General features: G+C 69.7%; 10 protein-coding genes and 4 pseudogenes. 3 read left to right on the forward strand and 11 right to left on the reverse strand.

Annotated elements, in window-relative coordinates; all coding sequences use genetic code 11:
• Positions 1 to 373 precede the first annotated feature (373 nt).
• A complete protein-coding gene (locus ACZ7GZ_RS40060; RefSeq protein WP_471032335.1) occupies positions 374 to 571 on the reverse strand; it encodes a hypothetical protein in 198 nt (65 codons plus the stop codon).
• Between the two features lie 721 nt (positions 572 to 1,292).
• Between ACZ7GZ_RS40060 and ACZ7GZ_RS40065 the strand changes: the two genes are divergently transcribed.
• Positions 1,293 to 2,057 carry a DUF4142 domain-containing protein gene (locus ACZ7GZ_RS40065; RefSeq protein WP_471032338.1) on the forward strand — a complete coding sequence of 255 codons (765 nt, stop codon included), beginning with the start codon at positions 1,293 to 1,295 and terminating at the stop codon, positions 2,055 to 2,057.
• Between the two features lie 434 nt (positions 2,058 to 2,491).
• Here ACZ7GZ_RS40065 and ACZ7GZ_RS40070 read toward each other — a convergent pair whose 3' ends face one another.
• The 3 genes from ACZ7GZ_RS40070 to ACZ7GZ_RS40080 are packed head-to-tail and all read right to left on the reverse strand — an operon-like array spanning position 2,492 to position 4,952.
• On the reverse strand, positions 2,492 to 3,163 hold the full coding sequence (locus tag ACZ7GZ_RS40070; protein ID WP_471032340.1) for a class I SAM-dependent methyltransferase: 672 nt from the start codon (positions 3,161 to 3,163) through the stop codon (positions 2,492 to 2,494).
• On the reverse strand, positions 3,160 to 3,669 hold the full coding sequence (locus ACZ7GZ_RS40075; protein WP_471032342.1) for a hypothetical protein: 510 nt from the start codon (positions 3,667 to 3,669) through the stop codon (positions 3,160 to 3,162). The genes ACZ7GZ_RS40070 and ACZ7GZ_RS40075 overlap by 4 nt, the downstream gene beginning before the upstream one ends.
• Positions 3,666 to 4,952, reverse strand: a complete 1,287-nt coding sequence (locus ACZ7GZ_RS40080) for a molybdopterin-dependent oxidoreductase (RefSeq protein WP_471032350.1) — start codon at positions 4,950 to 4,952, stop codon at positions 3,666 to 3,668. Before ACZ7GZ_RS40080 ends, ACZ7GZ_RS40075 begins: the two co-directional genes overlap by 4 nt.
• A 654-nt stretch (positions 4,953 to 5,606) precedes the next feature.
• Between ACZ7GZ_RS40080 and ACZ7GZ_RS40085 the strand changes: the two genes are divergently transcribed.
• Positions 5,607 to 6,281: an alpha/beta fold hydrolase gene (locus tag ACZ7GZ_RS40085; protein ID WP_471032343.1), complete on the forward strand. Its 675-nt coding sequence runs from the start codon at positions 5,607 to 5,609 to the stop codon at positions 6,279 to 6,281.
• A 43-nt stretch (positions 6,282 to 6,324) separates the two neighbouring features.
• On the opposite strand, the gene ACZ7GZ_RS40090 is transcribed toward ACZ7GZ_RS40085, so the two are convergent.
• The 4 genes and pseudogenes from ACZ7GZ_RS40090 to ACZ7GZ_RS40105 form a co-directional block, all read right to left on the reverse strand.
• Positions 6,325 to 6,528, reverse strand: a complete 204-nt coding sequence (locus tag ACZ7GZ_RS40090; RefSeq protein ID WP_184907816.1) for a cold-shock protein — start codon at positions 6,526 to 6,528, stop codon at positions 6,325 to 6,327.
• A gap of 623 nt (positions 6,529 to 7,151) precedes the next feature.
• Positions 7,152 to 7,355: pseudogene (locus ACZ7GZ_RS40095) on the reverse strand (hypothetical protein); the annotation flags it as partial.
• A gap of 122 nt (positions 7,356 to 7,477) precedes the next feature.
• Positions 7,478 to 7,969: a hypothetical protein gene (locus ACZ7GZ_RS40100; protein ID WP_471032345.1), complete on the reverse strand. Its 492-nt coding sequence runs from the start codon at positions 7,967 to 7,969 to the stop codon at positions 7,478 to 7,480.
• Positions 7,966 to 10,446: a molybdopterin oxidoreductase family protein gene (locus ACZ7GZ_RS40105; RefSeq protein WP_471032346.1), complete on the reverse strand. Its 2,481-nt coding sequence runs from the start codon at positions 10,444 to 10,446 to the stop codon at positions 7,966 to 7,968. Before ACZ7GZ_RS40105 ends, ACZ7GZ_RS40100 begins: the two co-directional genes overlap by 4 nt.
• A 905-nt stretch (positions 10,447 to 11,351) precedes the next feature.
• Between ACZ7GZ_RS40105 and ACZ7GZ_RS40110 the strand changes: the two are divergent.
• Positions 11,352 to 11,435, forward strand: a pseudogene (locus ACZ7GZ_RS40110) (B/F/G family RNA polymerase sigma-70 factor); the annotation flags it as partial.
• A gap of 406 nt (positions 11,436 to 11,841) precedes the next feature.
• Here the strand turns inward: ACZ7GZ_RS40110 and ACZ7GZ_RS40115 are convergent.
• From ACZ7GZ_RS40115 to ACZ7GZ_RS40125, 3 genes and pseudogenes are all read right to left on the reverse strand, one after another.
• Positions 11,842 to 12,243, reverse strand: a pseudogene (locus ACZ7GZ_RS40115) (SDR family NAD(P)-dependent oxidoreductase); the annotation flags it as partial.
• A 172-nt stretch (positions 12,244 to 12,415) separates the two neighbouring features.
• Positions 12,416 to 12,729, reverse strand: a pseudogene (locus ACZ7GZ_RS40120) (hemerythrin domain-containing protein); the annotation flags it as partial.
• A 48-nt stretch (positions 12,730 to 12,777) separates the two neighbouring features.
• Complete coding sequence (locus ACZ7GZ_RS40125; RefSeq protein ID WP_471032348.1) at positions 12,778 to 13,128, reverse strand: DUF2795 domain-containing protein; 351 nt, start codon at positions 13,126 to 13,128, stop codon at positions 12,778 to 12,780.
• Positions 13,129 to 13,256 lie beyond the last annotated feature (128 nt).

Consider the following 13,256-nt stretch of genomic DNA (forward strand, 5'->3'; position numbering starts at 1 on the left):
TGGGACCTCTACCTCGAGCCCAACGCCGCGCAGCTTGTCCAGCTGGCCGAGCAGGCCGCCGCCGGAACCTTGAAACTCGCACCGGAACCCATGCCGCTGAGCGAGGGACCGGCTGCGTTCGCCCGAGTGGTCACCGGACGGGCCGGCGGCAAGAAGATCGTGCTCACCCCAGCATGACCCGACCGGGCAAGAGGGTGGGCGACCAAGGAGGCGCTGGCAAAGTTTGCTCACTCCGGGGCCGCGCCGCTGCCGCCACGGCAGGACGTTACCCTCACCGCCATGCTGAACGTTCATCGCCGGGGAAACCGTCGTGTGGTGTCCACGGGCCCACGCAGTGGATGGCGTCGTTGCGCGGCTTGAGCAAGTAGCGTGGTCACCCAGAGGACTCTGGGCCGTCGGCTTTCCCGAAGCGTCGATGCCAGCGCAAGGCATCCAGGCTCTGCCACGGCTCCCCAAGTTCGATCTGCTCCTGAGTGAGCCCGGTCTCCGTGGCCAGCTCCTCCGGGCTGATCCTCCCCCGGTGAGCCTCGACCGCACGGCCGATCTTGCCTGCCCACAGCTCGGCATCCACGAACGGCCGCTGTCTGTACACGCGACCAGCGCATCCAAATGTCGCCGCGCGGCCTTCAGAGCCAGCTCTCACCTTTCCTTGGGCGTAGCAGTGATCAGAATCGGCAATCGAGCGCTCGCGGTGCCGCGGAATCGCCGAGGGGGACCCCGCAAATTCGGCACGCCGCCACACCGTGGAGTCACGGCAACGCGGAACGTCCGAGGGGGGTGCTGATCGCCGCGCCAAATGACGTTGACGTACCGCAAAGATGGCTGGCACAGCACCGGGCATCCACATCCTTCTGGCCGCCTCGCTGTCCGTGGCACTCGCCATCCTGACCACGGGCTGCGCGAACGGCTCGGTCGACCTGACGATCACGAACGCCGTCGCGCATTTGGACCGTTCCGGTGACGGCTCACTCCACATGACCGTACGAAACGACGACGGCGTCCCCGAACACCTCGGCATGGTCGCTACCCCTGGCGGGAAACGCGGGGAACTGGTCGGGGGGAAAAGGCCGCGTCCAGCGCCTGGATTCCTTCGCCGCGCTCCGTGGGGTGGCGGCCGGGAGGCACAGTGAGCGGCTGGGCGATCCGGTCCAGGCCGGGACCCGCCGCGGTTCCCCCGGTCACCTCCTCAGGCCCTATTTAGCATCATGCAAGCTTTACCTAGGGCAAAGGTTCTCTTGCACTGCGGTCTGCGTACCCAGGATGACGACCACCCGTCCGCACTGGGAGGCACCGTGCCCGTCTCACGCAACGCGATCGGAACCGCCGCCGTTGGAGGTGCCCTGAGCCTGACCCTTGCCGCGCTCATCTACCCGAGCATGCTGGGTATTCAGACCACCTCTTCGAACCAGTCCCGCATCATCGCCAACACCCAGTGGGGCCCGCTCACCGAAGCCGACCGGAACTTCGTCGTCTTCGTGCGCTCCGCCGGGTTGTGGGAAGGCCCCTCGGGGCAGCTGGCCATGCAGAAGGGGACGACGGCAGCCGTGCGCGAGGCCGGGCGACACCTGGTCATCGGGCATGCCGCGCTCGACGCCAGCTGCCGCAGAATCGCCCCCGGGCTGAACATCACCATCCCGAACCAGCCCACACCCCAGCAGCAGGGTTTTCTGGCGACGTTCCAGTCCGACAAGGGCAAGCAGTTCGACACCGACTTCGCCAACACCCTGCGCATGACCCACGGTTCGATCTTCAACACCATCGCCAAGATCCGCTCCACCACGGAGAACACTCTCGTGCGGGCCCTCGCCGACCAGGCCAACGACGTGGTCCTGGACCACATCACACAGATGGAGAAGACCGGCCTGGTCAACTTCGACCAGGTGAACTTCCAGGAGACAACCCCGCCCAAGCTCCCCGCAGCCCAGGTCACACCACCGGTGCCGCAGCCGGGCGCGCCCGTCGTGGCCCTCACCGTGCCCCCCGGGCTGTCGACTGAGGGGGTACCGACAGGCCCCGCCACGGAACCCTCACCCACGGCTTCCCCAACTGCGGGATGACCCCGCACCCTCACGTTAACGGCACAGCATGCAAGTTTTGGCTCAGGCAATGGCTGGCTCGTAGGAACACCCGCACCTCCTGGAGACCGACCGCTCACGCGCCATGACCACTGTCCGTAGCACGCTCGGAACCCCTGTGCTCGGTGGGGCGTCCACCGCCAAGCTGCCGCCCTCGTCCACTCGAGCACGCTCACTCGCGCTGTCGAATGGCTCGACGGCGGAGACGAAGCGTCTGGCCGTCGGCAAGTGCGACGACGATGAGCCGAACGACCGTCTTCATCGCGGTCGATCGGGGCTAGTGCTGTGACCGCGCGGTTTCGCCGGGTCAGTGGTCGTGCCGGTAAGGCACCGACGTCGCGGCGAGAGGCGCCCCCCGGCTCCATTTCGTTCCTCCGCGCTCTCGCCCTGGTCGTCAGGGGCTCGCCCCCACAGGGTCAGATGCCGATCCGCGCGTGCATCAGGGTGGCGAAGCGGCGGTGCCCGCTCGTCCACTGGTCGGTGACGTTGAAAGCAAGGTCCTCAGCGACCCCGCGGATCGCCCGAAGCCCCAGCAGCGCCCAGGGAAAGGACGGCCCGCAGCGGCCCTGAGGGCCCTCGTACCGAGCGGCAGAGCACTCTTCGACGTCTTCGGGCTCGGCCTCGATGACGAGGCGACCAGTCGGAGCGAGGAGCCTGCCACAGCGGCGCAGCAGGCCGTGAGGATCACCTCCGATGCCGATGTTGCCGTCGATGAGCAGAATCGTCTGCCAGGCGCTCTCGGCCGGCAGCCGGTCGAAGACCGACCGGCACAGTGCCAGTCCGCCCTGGGCGCAGGTCAGCGCGACCGCGCGGGGCGCGATGTCCACTCCCAGGGCGAAGACGCCCCGGCTCAGAAGTTCCCTGCACAACCGCCCCGGTCCGCAACCGACATCGAGAACAGGGCCGACACACCGCTCCAGCACGGTCTCATCGTCCGCCGTGGGTGGTTCATGCCAGCGGCGCACCGGCATCCGGATCCGGCGACCGTTCGCCAACCGCAGGAACACCGGAGCCCAGCCCGGGCACAGAACCAGCGCATAAGGATCCTCCTCCTCCGCGCCGTACTGCTCGCCCTCGTCGGTCGTCATGGTGTGGGGCCGGAATCCGTGACCGGAGGGCTCTCGTCGCCTCGGCCGGCCTGCCGGGCACGGCGCAACCTGAACGCGAAGGTCACTGCCGAGGCGGCGAAGAGCACACCGGTGATCGCCAGCCACCGATCGAGGTAGACCGTGTCGGACAGGCCGGTGTCTCCGCTGTATCGGGCCGCCATGCGGAAGACGAGGGGGAACCAGACCAGCAGGAGCAAACCCGACAGGAAGGCGGGGACGCGCAGGTGATTGATCCACGGGACCGCCGGCCCGCCGGCAGAGCGGTGGCGCAGCACGGCGAGGGCGGACAGGTCGGCCAGCGAGTACAGGGGCAGCAGAACCAGGTCGTGGAGGATCGCCGCTCCGACGAACCAGATCGCCACCGCGAGCGGCTGAACGGCGAACAGGCACACCATGGCGTAGCCGGTGAGCGCGAACGAGGCGATCAGGACCAGTAGGTGCAGGGGGCCGGAGCCGTACCAGCGGATGAATCGTGCCATGGTCATACCCTGAAGGTGAGTCGGCCGACCCACTTGGTGTTGTTCACGCCGGGATTGGCGGGGACGATGACGCGGGCCGGGTAGCCGTGGTCGAGCGAGAGGTCCGTGTTGTTGACCCGGAGGGCCAGGAGTGACCGGGGATCGCGGATCTGGTTGCCCCGCAGCACCACCTTGGTGAAGGGGCCCGGCGGTTGGACGGACTCGACCAGGACACTCCCGGCGTCAGGCATCCCGGCCAAGGCGGCGAGGTCGGCCAGTCGTAGGCCGCTCCAGTGCTGGTCCTCGGTGGACCAGCCCTCCACGCAGGCGATCGGCAGTGCGGCGGTGTGCTGAAACATCGCCAGGAGCTGCTCGCGGGTGAGGACCAGACCCGGCCCGCGGCCATGGACCTCCAGCCGCCAGTCGGGGCCCACCAGTTGGGGAGTGACACCCACGGCCGCCGCCGTCTTGTTGATCTGGAAGGCGTTCGGGCCGCTCCCGGGGTTGCGGTTGTGCGGTGCGAGGAGCGCGGTGGCGCGCAGCCGGCCGCCGATGCTCTGTCCCGCGGTCACGACGAGAAGGAGCAGTGATCCCGCGCCGACCATGCCCAGCGCGCCGCGCCGTGTCATCGTCGGCGCGGCGGGGGCAGCCGGCACCAGGCCGTCCGGATCCGGGGGTTCGGGCAGGGTGCCGGCGAGACCGGTGCGCAGTTCGGCGCCAAGACTGCGTGAGCGCAGGGCCCTGGTCATCCGGCCGAGCCTGAGGGCCACGTGGACGACGAACGCCGCGATGAACACCCAGGCGCCGTAGAGGTGCAGGCGGTAGAACGAGCCGGGGAAGACGTAGTAGAGCTGGATGTTGAGGATGCCGGTGACGAACTCGAAGATGACCCCGCCGACCAGCATCAGCAGGGACAGCCGCTCCAGGCCGTGGGCGACCGACCGCACGGGCAGCCATTCGAAGAGCTTCGGGATCACCGACCACAGCTTGGCCAGCAGGACCGGCACGAGTACCACGCCCAGGGTCACGTGGACGCCCTGGAGCAACCGGTAGAGCCAGTACGGGTGCGTGGGCCAGCTGAAGAGATAGAAGCCCAGAACGCCCTTGTCCGGGGTCTCGTCGTTGAAGGGGCTCAGGCCCGGGTTGTAGGACGCGTAGGAGAGCAGTCCGGTGACGAACAGCAGCGGAATGCCGATCAGCAGGACGAGCCCGAACACCGACGTCAGCCAGGGCCCGCGGATCGGACTGCGCCAGAACTCCGGCCGGAACGGGCCCGGCGGCGGGGGCAGCCGCCCGACACGCCGAGCCATCGCACGGCGCCGGGCGGCGCCCGCCGCCACGGCAGCGGCCACGGCGCCACGCATGCGCTCAAGCCACTTCGTCGCCGGTCTCTCCTCGGGTCCGCGGCGTGGTGTTCCACCGGGGGGAGCCGAACCCGGCGGTCGTCCGCCACGTGCCATCGACCGTCTCCTCCAGTCCTCGGACTGTGCTCGCCAACGCTCGCCTCGAGGCAAGCCGCATACACAAGCTGGCACAGGTGGGGAGGGCTGTCCGGGTCCGAGGCGCGAGTGGGCGTCCACCGCCAACCGAACGGCGGAACCGCTACCTCGGCCACCCGCCCCTCCCCCTCGTGGCCGCTACACCCTCATGGGAATCGGTGCCTCCCTGTTCAGCCAGTCGCTCAGACGCGCCACGGCGGAGACACCTTCTGGGCGCACGGGGAGAGGGACGAGCGGGCCTGTCCGGACGACATCGGCAGCCCACTGCGCTACCAGCCGGCCCTGGCGGCCCTTCCCGAGCGGCATCCGCTGCCACCAACGCCCCCCCCCGCTGGGCCTGGCGGAGCTGGGCGAGTTCCTCGCTCAGGAGCGGCATGCCGAGGCAGACCATGTTCCCGTCACGAACATCGCCCGCCCTTTCCGGAGCGGACCGTCACGGCGTACCACGTCGGTGTGCTCGGACGGATGCGGAGCCGCGCCGTCGGCGGCGTGCGCCCTGGCACGCCGGAGGTCGTGCTGGTGCCGGGCATGGCGGTGTCCGGCTATCTGCTGCCCGGGCTCGCGGCGTTCGGCCGGTGGACGCGGGCGCACCTGGTGGAGCTGCCCGGTTTCGCGGGCAGCGGCGATTCCCCGCACGAACTCGACGTGCCGGAGTTCGGCCGCTGCGTGGCCGACTGGCTCGCCGCCCGCGCCGCGCTCGGACATCCCGACGTCGCGGGTGTCGTGCTGGCCAGTCCCACCGTCGACCCGATGGCCCGCGGTTACGTGCGTCTGCTCGTCCACTGGCGGCTGGAAGGTCGGCGGGAACCGCCGGGGCTGTCCGAATCACACCGTGCCGAGGGGAAGCGGGCGGGCCTGCGTCGGCTGCTGCACACCGCACGGGTGCACATCGACGATGCCCTGGAGGACTCGGTGGGCCGGGTACGGGTGCCGCTGCTGATCATCCGTGGCAGATCGGCACCGCCGACCGGGCCCGCCACCTGGCCGGCCTGGTGCCGGACGGGCAGTACGTCGACGTTGCGGGTGCGCACACGTTTCCCTGGCTGGACCGCGAGGCGGCCTGAACTCACCGGCCAGGTCCAAGCGATGTCTGAGCACCAACCGGCTCCTCGCCCTACGGACCAGTCCGACAGGCGGTAAGGCCGGCTCCCGAAGGGAAGCCGGCCTTACCGAGGCTGCGGGATCAGGCGGGGCGGATGTTCTCCGCCTGCGGGCCCTTCTGGCCCTGGGTGACGTCGAACGTCACCTTTTGGCCCTCCTGCAGCTCGCGGAATCCCTGGGCGGCGATGTTGGAGTAGTGGGCGAAGACGTCGGGGCCGCCGCCGTCCTGCTCGATGAAGCCGAAGCCCTTTTCGCTGTTGAACCACTTGACAGTGCCCGTGGCCATGACCGTCTCCTTCGAGAGAAACCGGGCCCGCGACCTGCGCACCCGGGAGGTGATCGCCCTGGTCCGGAGAGGTGCTGAACAGCAAGAACGCCCGTGATGGCGATCACGGGCGAACGGGACTTCGGAACCACGACTGCTGAATCACAACGCTATACCGGCGCAGCGGCAGCCGCTAGCGATAACACGGCAGCATCGACACACGCCGTGTCGGTGCACACCTGTCGTCGACCGCCGGATACGGGTCGGATGCCGTCCGCTGTCCATGAGCCGGCAAGGGTCAATGCACCTGGCCGCGCTTGCTCCGGAGGGGCCTGTCGGCCCTGGTCGCACTCGGCGCAGTAGAAGTCGCCCATCTTCTGGGCCTTCTCGCCGGCTTTCGCGGTCACGATTCCTCGCCTCCCTAGGTCTCGTCTTCCGCCGCCCACGGTCCGGCAGGTCGCGGTTGTGGTGCCGGTCTCTGCTGCGGAGGCCGGGCGCCCCGTTCGCTCCCCTCAGCAGTACATGCGTCAGGTGATGCCGCCGCTGCTGCCGGCGAAAGGAATCCGGGCGAGTTCGTCGTCCGGCGACTGGCGGACCTTGTCGGTCAGGCTGCCTTGGGTGGCCTCGCCTACGAGTTCCATGACGGTGCGGGCCTCGTGGGTGCCTTGGCCTCGCCCGAGCGCTGGGCGACGCGGTCGAGGAACGTGTCGTAGCCCATCCGGATACCGGTCTCGGGCAGGTCCGGCGCGGTGGCGACGCGGCGCAGATGCTCGCCGATCTCCTGTGGGCAGCTGGGCGGCGAGGTTGTCCGCCAGGGAGGCGGGGATGCGCTCGGCGAGGGTCTCCAGGGTGGCGCGGGTGGCGGTCTCGGCGGTGCCCCGGCTGTCGAGGTGGGCGCGCCTGTACCTGTCCGATGAAGGTGTCGTGGTCCATGTTCTTGCTCATTTAGAAGGGCCAGCGCGCCCGCTCGTCACAGACTCGTCAGGATCTGGGGGGACAGGTTCTTGATTATGGTGTTGGTCCAGCGCATTTGCCGCAGAGTCTGTGGATGGCACGCCGAGGCCACGGCGAGCAGTTCGTCGTCCTTGGTGGCCTGCGCGGCCTGGGCGAGCATCTCCCAGTGCAGGGAGTTCTCCGTCGCTCCCAGGTGCAGCTCCCGTAGGTCACGCAGGAGCAGCAGACCGGGCTCGGGGCGGTGGCCCACCGCTTCGGCCGCTTTCTCCCGGAGGGCGGACAGCACACCCGCGAAGGGGTCCCTGGAAGAGTCGCTCAGGTCGAGGCCGTGGGCGTGTGCGGCTTCGGCCAGGCGCTGGACGTTTTCACGGGACCATACGGCGAGGTCGGTGGCCACGTGGTGGACCTCGTGCTCGGTGCGGTGGCGTTCGGCCACGGTCTTCAGCTGCCGGGCCAGGTGCTTCTCGCCGTGGTGCAGAGCGCGGAGGGTGAGAGTGATGCCGTTCAACGTGCGTCCTCCTCGCGGCCGGAGTCGCCCGTCTGGGTAGCGAGTGCGGACGTTCCGCCCGTGGTGGCCGGTACGGCGTCGGCGCTGGAGGGAGCGGACGCTGTGGTGGTCGGGGCGGGCGCGCTGTGGCCGTCGCCGCGTTCCAGGAGCCGGAGCCCGGCGGCGGCGGTCTTGAACAGTGGTTGTTTGGAGGCGGGGTCCCAGTCGGTGATGGTGGTCTCGTTCGCGGCGCGCGCGGGCGTGTCGCCGTCCGGTGCGTGCCCGGCCTTGGTGTCCCAGTAGCCGTAGTGGAAGGGGACGAAGAGCAGTCCCGGGCGGCTGTCGGTCACCCGGAGCCGGCCCTGCATGGCGCCGCGTGGCGTGTTGACCTCGACCAGGTCGCCCTCGTCGAGTCCGAGCGTGGCCGCATCCGTGGCGGACGCCTCCACCCATACGTCGGGAGCGGCCGCGTTCAGCTGGGGCGCCCGCGCGGTCTTCGTCCGCGTGTGGAAGTGGTAGAGGGTCCGGCCGGTGGTCAGCTGGAACGGGTACTGCTCGTCGGGCATTTCGTGGGGCGGCAGGTAAGCGGCCGCCTTGATCATGGCCTTGCCGTCGGGGTTGAGGGAGCGGTACTCGACGACGTCGTCGGTCGCGCCGGTCACCAGGTCCTGGCCGTAGGACTCGCAGACGTCGGGGTGGGCCCAGCTGATCCCGTCGGTGTAGAGGCGTTCCGTGCCGTCCGGGGTCTGCTCGTTGCAGGGCCACTGGATGCCGCTTCCGCCGCGCAGCCTGTCGTAGGTCAGGCCGGTGTAGTCGCACGGCCGGCCGGCGCTGCACCGCTTCCACGCCTCGAACGCGGACTCCGGATCCTGCCAGGTGATCAGCGGGCCGCCGTCCTTGTCACGGAAGCCCATACGGGCGGCGTAGTCGAGGAAGATGTACAGATCGGGTTTGGCCTCGCCGGGCGGGTCGACGGCCTTGTCGGACAGGTGCACCGTGCGGTCGGCGTTGGTGAAGGTACCGGTCTTCTCGCCCCAGGTCGCGGCGGGCAGGACCACGTCGGCCAGCTGGGCGGTCTCGGTGAGGAACAGATCCTGCGCGACGACGAAGAGGCGCTCCTGGGAGAGGATCGAGCGGACGCGGGACAGCTCCGGCAAGGAGACCGCGGGGTTGGTGCCACTGATCCACAGCATCCGGATGGAGCCCTGTTCGGCGTAGCGGAACATCTGCATCGCGTGCGTGGGCAGGGCGTAGTGCGGGATGGACTTCGGTTCGACGTTCCACACGCGGGCCAGGTCGGCGACATGGTCGTCGTTCTGCCAGTTGCGGAATCCGGGCAGGTCGCCGTCGGCGCCGCACTCCCGGGTGTTCTGGGCAGTGGGCTGCCCGTTCATCTGCAGCACGCCGGCGCCCGGTCGCCCCAGCATGCCGCGGATCAGGTGCAGGTTGTTGATCTGCACTGCCGCCGCGGTGGCCTGGTGGGACTGGTAGACCCCCTGAAGCACCGTGGACAGCAGCCGCTCGGCGGTGCCCAGGAGCTCTGCCGCTTCGCGGATCAGGGCGGCCGGCACGTCGCAGATCCGGGCCGCCCACTCGGGGGTGCAGTCCCGTACCCGGGAGGCGAGTTCCTCGTAGCCGACGGTGTGTGCCGCGATGTAGTCGTGGTCGATGCGGTCCGTGCGGATGATCTCGTGCAGGAGCGCGTTGAGCAGGGCCACGTTCGTACCGAGGCGCGGAGCCAGGTGCACGGCCGCCCTGCGGGCCACCTGCGTCGGGCGGGGATCGACGCAGACCAGGCGAGGCGGGTCGCCGCCGTCCAGCCGGTCGAGGATGCGCATCCACTGCACGGGCTGCGTCTCGGCGATGTTGTGACCGAACAGCGCGATCACGTCGGCCTGGTCGATGTCGTCGTAGCTACCGGGCTGCCCGTCGCAGCCGAAGGACTCCTTGAGCGCCTCCGCGGCGGTGGAGGTGCACAGCCGCGTGTTGCCGTCCAGGTGATTGGTGCCGATGCCGGCCCGGGCCAGCACCGCGAGCGTGTAGTACTCCTCCAGGAACAGCTGACCGGTGGTGTAGAACCCGATCGAACCCGGACCGCGTTCCTCAAGCAACTCCCGCGAGCGGGCGACGATCCGCTCCATGGCGGTTTCCCAGTCGCACTCCACCAGGCGCCCGTCCTGGCGCACCAGCGGCCTGGTCAGACGGTCCGGTGAGGCGTTCGCCTGCCAGCCGAAGAGGTCCTTCGGCCCCAGCCGGCCACGGTTGACCCGGTCGGCCGCCCGGCCGCGCACCCCCACCATGCGCCCGTCCACCACGGCGATGTCCATGGCATCACCGTCGGAATGCAGGATCGACGCGGCCTGCACCCATCGCTGCACCACTGCGGGGTCGACGCCGTCCTCCAGGTAGGTGTCCACCCGTGCGGGCCACGGCTCGTGCCGCCCATACGGAGTACGGCTGCCCCATGGCCGTGCGATGCGGTCCACCGAAGCTTCCATGCCTGCCTCCCAGCGACCACCGGCGCGCCTGACGCACCGCGCGTCATCGGTACCCCCTGACGCTGCCGAGTAACACCGCCGAAGCCTGCCACCGGTCACGTCCACTCGCCCTCATACCGGCGTGAGGTCTGCTGGAGGAAGGTGTCCGGTGCGTCGACCGGCAGCGGATCGCGGTGCGGAAGGGCCGTGGAGGCAGGCTGGGTAGCGCAGGGTGGTGCTGCTCGCGCATCCACCGGCGGCGAACGACGACTGCTGGGACCTGCTCGCGCATGGCCCTCTATCAGGCGCGGGGGCGCAACTCGGGGGTGGTGGGGGCTGGCCGGTGAGGTTGGTGATCAGTTCGGTGCACAGGTCGCGGAGTTTGATGTCGCGGTGCTGGGACGCGCCGGGCGGGCCGGCGTAGAGGTTGAGGGCGCCGGCGGTGTGCGTGTGAGGTGCGATCGGCAGGGAGAAGGACGACGTCGTCTTGCCCACCCGACCCCGCAGACTGGAAGCGGGCACGGGCTGCGGATCCGACGTCCCCCTGCCCTGCCGGCCAGAATGTCTGCGGTGATGTCGGACAGCGTCTGCCCCGACCCGAACGCTCGAGCGCGGACAAGCGCCAGGGCATCCTCGGACACGGGTGTACTCCGCTGCGCCGACCCCTGGCTCTCACGGCACGATGGATGTGCTCCGCTGCCGCACTGTCCGTTGTCGCCGTGCTGAAGGCATCCTGCGGCGTCCAGCCTGCTGGAGGTACGAGCCTTTCTTGTTTGACCACAGGATGGCAGGGCAATCGGGTCTCGTGCTTCGGACCGTGGGCGCGCCCGCGGAAGTGAGATGCCGCGGCGGCCGCTGATTGGCGGACCGACAGCACCGCTTCCAGCGGAGCGCCACTTCCGTGCCCGTATGTGGACGTTGAACCCGACTCCTCCTTCGACACCGTCCTGGACCGCGAGGCGGTGAAGACCGGACTGCTCCGCCTGCCCGAGCGTGAACGAGCCATCTTGTAAAGGCGGTTCTTCGAGGGCATGGCCCAAAGCCGCATGCTCGGCGAAACCGCTCAGCACCGGGGGCACGGAGGACCGGAGAGAGCCGCCTGACGGCCCGCCATGTCTCTCACCGAAAGTGCACTTCCGCCCGTTTGCCGGTCGTGGCCGGGCTCGACACCAGTGGACTCGGCTCTCGCCGTCGCCCGCCGTCAACTCGCAGCCCCCACCGGCGGCTTCCCGACCTCCCTGGGCCAGGCTGCTGCAGACCGACGTATCTACGCATGAGGAAAACCGCTCTGGCCGCCGCGTAGCGCGTGGACGAGCCGCAGAGCTACCCCTGCTCCACCGACGCGGAGGCGGAACGCTTCTCACCACCCTCGGACGGGTGTCCGTTGCGGAGCATGCGCAGCACCGCCCGTTCCTGCTCCAGGGGATCGCCGTACACCTCGGAGGTGGAGGCGAGGACGAAGCGGGCGTCGTCGCGGCGGGCCCTGTCCAGCGCGTGGCGGGTGCCATCGCTGCCGACGGCCAGGGTCTCCAGCGGCAGCCGCAGATAGTCGGCGGGCGAGGCCGGGCAGGCGAAGTGCAGGACCAGGTCGAAACGGCCGGGCAGCGCGCGCCAGGACGCGGGGTCGGTGGCGTCGGCCTGCGCGAAGCGGAAACCGTCGTGCCGCTGCAGGTCCGCGGCGTTGGCGCGGGTGCCGGTGGACAGGTTGTCGAGGCACACGACGTCGGCCCCCGTGGCGAGCAGCCGCCTGCACAGGTGGGACCCCACGAATCCGGCCCCGCCGGTCACCAGAACCCGGCGGACGGCGCGTTCGCTCATCCGGCTCTCCCCGCTCTCGCGTCTCAGGTTGCGTGCCGACCTGAGTAACCCCAGGACGCAGTCGCATTCCGCGCCGCGAAGCGACAGAGGGCCACTGGTTGTCAAGCCGCACCGGGGTCGAGCCGCTTCAGCCCTGTCGGCCCTGTCGGTGCGTCAGTCCTGTCGGTCCTTGTCAGTCCTGCTTTCCGCGCCCGGTGAGCATGTCGCGCAGGCGGTCGACCATGCCGGTTCCGGGCGCGAGGAGTTTGTTCGCGGGCGGGTGTCCGGCGCGGACGGGTGCGGGCGGGTGGGCGCGTGCTGCTTGGCCGAGCGGACCTTCTCGCCCAGCTCCTCCAATCCGTGGTCGGCGATCTCCTTGTCGGCGAGGTCGTCTCCCCCGTCGACGTACCGGCGCACCGCCGGGTACAGGTACTCCTCCTCGGCCACCGAGTGCCGGATCAGCTCCATGGTGAGCCGGTCCGCCAGTTCGCGTCGCTGCCGGTCCGACACTTCACCCCGGTGGCCGACGGGATGCCGGCCGGTATCAGGGAAGGCTCATCCCTCGGGCCTTTGATCGATCGCGCTGACGATCTCGGTCACGTTGGCGTATTCGCCGCCGTCCGGCAGCCGTCGTACGGCATCCAGCGCCGCGTCCGGTGCGTGGTGCGCGTCCAGGACGTCCAGCACCGTCTGCCGATCGGCCGGGAACGCGGCTCGCTCCAGGTGGCGGGCCAGTTCGCTGCGCAAGGCTTCCGCTTCGGTGTCCGCCTGAGCCCGTTCCCGTTCCTCACCGGGCGGAGGCACCGGGCCTGACGGGTCCACGCGGACGTCGTCGTCCGCCGGCGGCTCGGGCTCGTACGCCTCCTCCACGTGCGTGGGCCTACCGGCCCGCAGATGGCCTTCCATCTCGTGCTTCAGCTCGTCGTCCTTGCGAGGGCTGGGTCGTGTCCCTTGATGTGGTGTAGGCGATCAATCGTCGGTCGTGTTGGTGGTGTTGGGGAGTGCGGGGGCGCTTTTGCCGGGCTCGGTGGGGT

Source organism: Streptomyces sp. NPDC037288 (assembly GCF_055603265.1).